Genomic DNA, 7,415 nt, shown 5'->3' with positions numbered 1-7,415 from the left:
CATTTCGAGCGGTGGCAGCATGATAAGTGAATCTGTCCTTAAAATCGCTACAGCTGCGATGAGTCGAGAAATCTTTCTGGTAAATGCCTGTGACGGTGTTACAACCCGATAGGTTTCAGAGCAGCTTTTGATATTAGCAGGAAACGGTCTGAGCCACTTTAGCGAGAGCCCCCTCCGCCCTGCGGGCACCTCCCCCATAGATGGGGGAGGTTAAAAGAGTTTCAGCCTGCGGCGCAACCATCAGCTAACCTCCGCCAGATGAGACCGAGATCAAGGACATCAGCGGCTCCGCCGCGAACGGGATCCTAAAGACTCTACACCTGAAACGTGCAGATGACTCTACAGAAGGCTCTCTTCCCAGAAGAGAGCTGCCAACGGCTGAGAGATGGTAATGGGTCCGGCCCGCAGGGCCTGTCCTCCAACAAATTTTTGGAAAATTTGATTTTCCATGTTCACAAAATGACATCTCGCGTTATGTATATAGTAGAGGGACAAAAAGTCTCTAGAATGGATAGGCCCAATTTCATATTTCCCAACTGCTAGCTAAGGGAAGGTTCTATGAAGTTGGAAGTCTCCATGGACGTCTGCTTGACTCCCCACCTCAATGGCCATCGAGGATGGCGGAAATAAAGAGGATCCTGCGAAAGAATCTGGGAAAATAGCCAAGGCCTTGGTGAAAAGCCTGGAATCCGGCAGCCGGATAACCGGTTATTTTCGCTAAAAACAACCCTATATGGAAGGCTCAGGACTTTAGATTAGCTCATGCTTTTGATCCTCTGACGACAAGTTCAGTTTGGGGATAACTTCGGTTACGCCCTTCACGCTGGCGTCTGATTCATTGGACGAATTCTTGCAATCTACGGACACCGGGTCTTCTTTGGGTATGTATAAATGGAATCTGGTTTTTAATCTTTATCAGTATATGTTACAATGAAATTAACAATTACATAATCGGAAATCACTTGATGCTACATTGCTCAACAGATACATCGCTAAACCGCTAAACAGTCAAGATAAGTGAGGAACCGATTTTTCCGGATGAATTCGGAGAAAAGGATGATTCCCAATGACTAAAGAAGAACGGTACCAGTATCTGGATAAGCTGGCAGTAGAAGCAAAAACGGACGCTTCTGCTAAAGAAGAAATCTGCAGGCATTTCAAAAAGTATATCCATCGTCTTTCCTATGGCTCCTACGAGGACTGGAGCAGGGAAGATGCAGAGCAGGATTTATGGGTATGCTTTTTGGAATGCCTTTTGTCGTTTGATCCGTCTAAAGATATCCATTTCATTAAGTACGTCATGAAGAGGCTGAAGTGGAGCCGTCTGAATATGACCAGGGAAAGGGAACTGGAGAAGAAGATATTTTCACCATCCATGAGTGAAATTCCTGATGTTCCTGATGCAAATGCTTCAATGGAACCAGTACTTAATGAAAAAGAGGTACAGACTATCATCGCTTCCTGCCCTTTGACAGATACCCAGAGAAAGCTGTTCAGCCGCAGGATGGAAGGGAAAGAGTGGCGGGATATTGCCAGGGAAAATAACCTTTCATTCAGCGTAGTATACCGGCATGCCAGAAATATTCGATCCATTTTCAAAAATTATGATGAATTTCAACAAACTTTTGCTAGCTGATGTTCACAAATGGTAACCTCGCGTTATGTATAGAGTAGAGGGCTAAATTGAACGGAACATCCCAGGGCCCGGGATGAAAAATCCGAGGGTAGCACTGATTGAATCGCTGTCAGATTTTATTCTTGATTTTTATGCAATGCGAGGAATAGTCCGACGAGAATAGCGAGCTATTTAAGGAGGATTATGACGAAGCAGTGCATAAAAATCCTTATGAAATCTGACTCTGCGAGTCAATCAGCGCTACCCGGAGTCGTGCCCAGAAAGGAGGAAATGAATGAAGACACTGCAGCTCGTATTTAATGCCGGCAGCAACGCCACATCCACCATGACCATCGCAAACCCAAAGGATGGCCTTACCCTGGATGAAGTCAAGACCGCAGCAGCAAAGATCCAGGCGGTACTGGTCTCCCGCTCCGGTGCGGATATCACCAGCTTCAAGAAAGCGGTTATCGTGACGACTAGTGAAGAAGAACTTGCGTAAGAGTGGCGTGCAGACGTGCGCTGGATCGAGATCGAGGTCGAGATCGAGGAGATGGGGCCGGAGGCCCTAAAGATCTAGATCTAGATCCAAGTCTAGATCTCCAGCGGCTCCGCCGCGGGTGTGTGGCTAAGTGTCGTGCGTACGTGCGGAAGCCTTGAGCCTTTAGCTTTGAGCCTTGAGTTGGTTGGGCCCTGCGGGCCGGATTCCATCAGCTAACCCCACCCTGGCGGGAACCCCTTCCCGAGGAAGGGGCCTCATGCGGAGTCAAATGGGACGTTATTGGGGTAGAGTCGTTAGAATTCCTATGGCGGCGCAGCCGCTGATGCCCTCGATCTCGATCTCGACCTCATTTGACGAAGGATAGCTGATAGAAGAGCCGCAGGCGAACTCCCTCGAACTCGGTCTCGACCTCGATCTATCACAATATTGTTACAAGAAAGGAGGAAACCCCATGGCAGCACAGAAAGCTTTAACTGATCTGAAACTCCAGGTCCGGGTGGTGGATGGTACATCCGCTTCCGGTAAGGACAAGATCAAAAGCCTGAACTATTCCAATATCAGATTGGATGCCAGCGACGACCAGCTCATGGATGCGGGGAAGGCCATCTGCGGCCTCACCGCCTACACCCTGAACGGTCTTCGCCGGATTGATACCAACGATCTCTCGGAAGGAGCGTGAGTGATGTAAGAAAAGGACCTGTGTGAGTGCAGGTCCTTTTAGTATGCTCAGATCGAGGAAGATGAGGCCGGAGGCATTAAGGATCTAGATCTAGATTTCCAGCGGCTCTGCCGCATCCATCCTGCGGCTTTGCCGCGGCCCTTCTCTAAGGGCCTGCATGCTTACGAGATGATTCATTATGAACGTTATCCCGTCTATCGAGGCTTCAGGTAAGCACGTGCCCCCTTGGAGATGGAAATCCTGCAGAGGATTTCCAAGTTTGGCCTGAGATCAAAAGGCGCTTAGCCTGCCCATAAAAGCGCTTTCCTATCTGGCCAAACGGCGGCAGCCCAAAGGGCAGGGGATGGATCTGCCTCGTAGAGGCAGAATCTGCGAAGCAGACGGAGGTTAGCTGATAGAAGCGCCGAAGGCGAAAACCCTCGGTCTCGATCTCGGTCTCAATCTCTGCGGCAAAGCGGCAGTCCCCCTCGATCTCGATCTGGGGAGCGGCAGCTCCCTGATTTTCCGGTACTCCCTAAATACTCCATTTGCCCGCGGTGGCGCCGCTTGTGGTGGGAATCACCGGCCGGTCCTTTCCTATTCTTTCAATCGGTGGTCACATTTTGTGACCACCGGTTTTTGATTACTGCACTACTTATCAAATAGATTTCATCACCACTAATCAAATCTAAAGTAAGCTGCTTTTGGTTTTATAAAATATGTAAACTATCTATGATTATCTTGAAATATTAATAGTGATTTCTATAATATAAAGTAATAACTAGAATTGAATATTATTATGTAATTTATGAATAAGCTATTCATTTATAAGTTGCATTTTATAAATCAATATTCACTCTTTTTTACAAAAATAATTTTTAATATTATGTATGATTGTTCTTGACCGATGCTATGTCTTCATAGTAAACTAATCGTAGATTCGCAAATCCATAGAGCCTTACAGCATGGCTGTTCTACCACTGCACGGCTTTTTTTCGTGGGATTTGGCGGCACAAGTTCAGAAGATACATCAACTTTTCCGTGAGCTGGATAGTGAGCCCGCAAGGGTGGTGGTTCAGTTTCGTCGAGGGACGGGTTCAAAAGACCGGTCCTTTTTTTATTTTCAGTTTCATGAAGGTTTCCTGAAAAGGAGGTTCCAATGAAAGGAAAAGCGAAGATCTATGTGAACGATTGGGGTAAGGGCCACCGGTACGAGGATAACCGGCGCCGGTCCTACCCGGTGAATGAGACTCTGCTCATTCCGGAGGAGGAAGTGGAGCGGTTCATGTGGGACGATTACGACCGGCGCCTGGCGAAGGCGAACCGGTGGGAGAAGGAATTCGTCCCGGTGCTGCACCTGCAGGAGGTGATGAATGACCTGGATGATCGGGAGTACAACAATGACCGCCGGCATCGGCGGGGGCTCCGGCACCTGTCCCGTCTTTCCGCCTTTCTGGAGGATCGGGAGGAAATGATGGTTCCCAGGGAAAGGGAGTGTCTGATTTCCCTCGCCAGGAAAAGCAACATGGTGGGCCACATGGCCTCATTCCTGACGGCCGGAGAAATGGACCTGGTCCGGGAGCTCTTCATGGCGCGGTCCATGACCAGGCGGGAATATGGGGAACGGCACCATCTGTCCTGCAGCCAGGTGGATTACTGCATCCGAAAAATCAGGGAAAAGTGCAGAAACTGGGTAACTCATGAAAGCTTAATGAAAACATAATATAAAACTATTCTGAAGTCACAGATTTTTGGCAAGTACTATAGAGAGGTTTCAACGATGAATCAGTGGAACAGTCGAAATGGAAAGGATGTCAACATGGTTAGAAAGTACAGCATCGCAACCGCCGCCAATCGCAGACAGAAGGTCTGGAAAAATGAAGAGGTTTCCTGGGAAACCCTGGTGCGCCGCATGGCAGAGCCTGTGGTCACAGGAGAGACCATGGAGGAGTACCGGGCCCTGCCCAGGGACCGGCAGTCCGACGTGAAGGACGTAGGCGGTTTTGTAGGCGGTGCCCTGCGTGAGGGCCGGCGGAACAAAGGAAGCATCCTGTGCCGGTCCCTCATTACCCTGGACATGGACCATGGCCATCCGGGCATTGTGGATGAGCTGAAAAAGAAGGTATCCTACCGCTGTTTCCTGTACTCCACCCATAAGAGCACTCCTGAAAAACCGAGACTCCGTCTGGTGATTCCTCTCCTCCGGGACCTGTCGGCGGCGGAGTACGGCGCGGTATCCCGAAAGGTGGCAAGCCGTCTGGGCATGGAACTTTTCGACGACACCACCTACGAGCCGGAGCGGCTCATGTACTGGGGCTCCGTTTCCAGGGACGGAGTCTATGCGGCGGAAGAAATCAAAGGGAACCCTCTGGACCCAGACCCCATCCTCCGGGAGTACGAGGACTGGAAGAATGTCCTCTCCTGGCCCGGGATGGAGGGAAAGCCCCTCTCCGGCAAAGAAGGGACCGGGAAGGTCCATGATCCCCTGAAAAAGGAGGGCATCATTGGCGCCTTCTGCCGGTCCTACAGCATGGACGAGATCATCCGGAAATACCTGTCCGACGTGTACGCCCCCTCCGCTGTCCCCGGCCGGTACGATTACATCCCGGCAGACTCCTCGGCGGGAGTGGTGGTGTATGAGGGGAAATTCCTGTACTCCTACCACGCCACAGATCCCCTCTGCGGGAGGCTGCTCAATGCCTTCGACGCCGTGCGTCTCCATAAGTACGGCCACCTGGACAGGAATATGCCCGAAGGCACCTGTACCTACAAACTGCCCTCCTACCGGGCCATGATGAGATATGCCGGCGGCAATGACCGGGTGCGCCATGAAATGGCAAACCGGAAGGGGGAGGAGGCACGGAAAGATTTCTCCGCCCCTCCCGCCGCTCCTGCCCGGAAGGGCAGCGGCAGCCGGGAAAAGAATGGCGCCGGCAGCGGGGAATCGGGGCTGACGGCAGGAAAGAAAGAGAAGGCCCCTGGAGGGCTGGCCCTCCGTTCCAACGGCACCGTGGATAACTGCCTTCCCAATTTCCTCACCATCCTTCGCCGGGATGAGGGGCTCTTTCCCATTTCCTACAACCTTTTCCGGGATTCCGTAGACGTGAGGGGAGACCTTCCCTGGCCCCGGGTGAAACCGGGCTGGAGCGACGCGGACATGTCGAACCTGAACAGCTACATTTCCACCCGCTACGGCATCTACGGGCCGCCGAAATCGAAGGACGCCCTCATCACCGTGGCCAGCGAGAGGCAGTTTCACCCCATTCGGGAATACTTCGCCGCGCTCCCGCCCTGGGACGGGGTGAAGCGGGTGGAGACCCTCCTCATCGACTATCTCGGCGCCGTGGATAATGCCTATACCCGGGCAGTGACCCGGAAGACCCTGGCTGCTGCGGTGGCAAGGATCCATCGGCCCGGTACGAAGTTTGACTCCGTCCTTATCCTCAATGGCCCCCAGGGTATCGGCAAATCCACCCTCTTTGAAAAACTGGGGAAAGAGTGGTTTTCCGACAGCCTTACCCTGACCGATATGCGGGATAAAGCAGCGGCAGAAAAGCTGCAGGGCTATTTTCTCCTGGAACTGGGAGAACTGGCGGGTATGAAGAAAGCGGATATCGAGACCGTGAAATCCTTCCTCTCCCGGACCGACGACAAATACCGGGCCAGCTATGGAGTAAACGTGGAAAGCCATCCCCGGCAGTGCATCATCGTAGGCACCACAAACGCGGAAAACGGTTTCCTCCGGGACATCACAGGGAACCGCCGCTTCTGGCCGGTGCCTGTGACCGGCCTGTCCGAAAAGAAACCCTGGCACCTCACGGAAGACGATATTTCCCAGATCTGGGCGGAGGCCATTGGGATTTACAAAGAAAAAGAGCCCCTGTACCTGGAAAAAGAACTCCACAGCATCGCCGCCGCCATGCAGCAGAGCGCCATGGAGTCCGATGACCGGGAATGCCTTGTTCGTAAGTATCTGGAAACCCGGATTCCATCGGACTGGGAATCATTAGATCTGACAGCCCGGCGCCTGTATCTGTCCGGTGATGCGTTAGCCGGCAATCACCAGGGGACCACTCGCCGCCAGATGGTCAGCAATCTGGAAATCTTTGCGGAGTGCTTCGGGAAAGATCCTGCCCAGATCCGGAAACAGGACTCCTATGACATCACGGCGATCATGAGACGTATTCCGGGATGGGAGAAATCAGACACTCGTGTCAGAACCATTTATGGGCGCCAGCGTGTCTATACAAGGCGGGACAAGATCGAAGTATAGCTTGTCCATCTTGTCCGGCTTGTCCCTGAAATCATGTATTGTCATTGATTCTTTTCGATGACGTTGTCCACCTTGTCCCACTTGTGCCAACTGCTTGTCCACCTCAAAAAATCAGCCGCTGTCGGATGGAAACGGTTTTGGGACAAGAGGGACAAGAAATGATCTATAGAGATGTACGAAGTAAAAAAGGGGATGGTACACGGTCCGTGTATACACGTATACGCGCGCGAGGGTTGTGCCTGGGACTTCGTCCCGGAATGTCGTGTGACTGGCGATGCATATAAACCGGCGAGGGCTTCTAGCTGCTAGCTTCTATAGTAAACGACATTAATTACTTTACTTTAAATCGATGCATCTATGTGCTATA

General features: G+C 51.7%; 5 protein-coding genes. All 5 read left to right on the top strand.

The annotated features are described in order from the left end of the window. The first annotated feature begins 1,066 nt into the window (after positions 1-1,066). Positions 1,067-1,636 (top strand): helix-turn-helix domain-containing protein, encoded by a 570-nt coding sequence (locus QZR21_RS07045; RefSeq protein ID WP_296099700.1) that lies wholly within the window; start codon positions 1,067-1,069, stop codon positions 1,634-1,636. 274 nt (positions 1,637-1,910) lie between these two features. Further along, positions 1,911-2,117, top strand: a complete 207-nt coding sequence (locus tag QZR21_RS07040; RefSeq protein WP_296099698.1) for a DUF2922 domain-containing protein — start codon at positions 1,911-1,913, stop codon at positions 2,115-2,117. Between the two features lie 451 nt (positions 2,118-2,568). After that, a complete protein-coding gene (locus QZR21_RS07035; protein WP_296099696.1) occupies positions 2,569-2,796 on the top strand; it encodes a DUF1659 domain-containing protein in 228 nt (75 codons plus the stop codon). Positions 2,797-3,934: 1,138 nt separating this feature from the next. Beyond that, positions 3,935-4,498: a hypothetical protein gene (locus QZR21_RS07030; protein ID WP_296099695.1), complete on the top strand. Its 564-nt coding sequence runs from the start codon at positions 3,935-3,937 to the stop codon at positions 4,496-4,498. A gap of 57 nt (positions 4,499-4,555) precedes the next feature. Beyond that, positions 4,556-7,048 (top strand): virulence-associated E family protein, encoded by a 2,493-nt coding sequence (locus tag QZR21_RS07025; RefSeq protein ID WP_296974608.1) that lies wholly within the window; start codon positions 4,556-4,558, stop codon positions 7,046-7,048. Positions 7,049-7,415 lie beyond the last annotated feature (367 nt).

Origin of the sequence: uncultured Dialister sp., from assembly GCF_900541605.1 — a bacterium.
Lineage (GTDB): Bacteria > Bacillota > Negativicutes > Veillonellales > Dialisteraceae > Dialister.
This window is presented reverse-complemented; position numbering and strand designations above follow the sequence as displayed.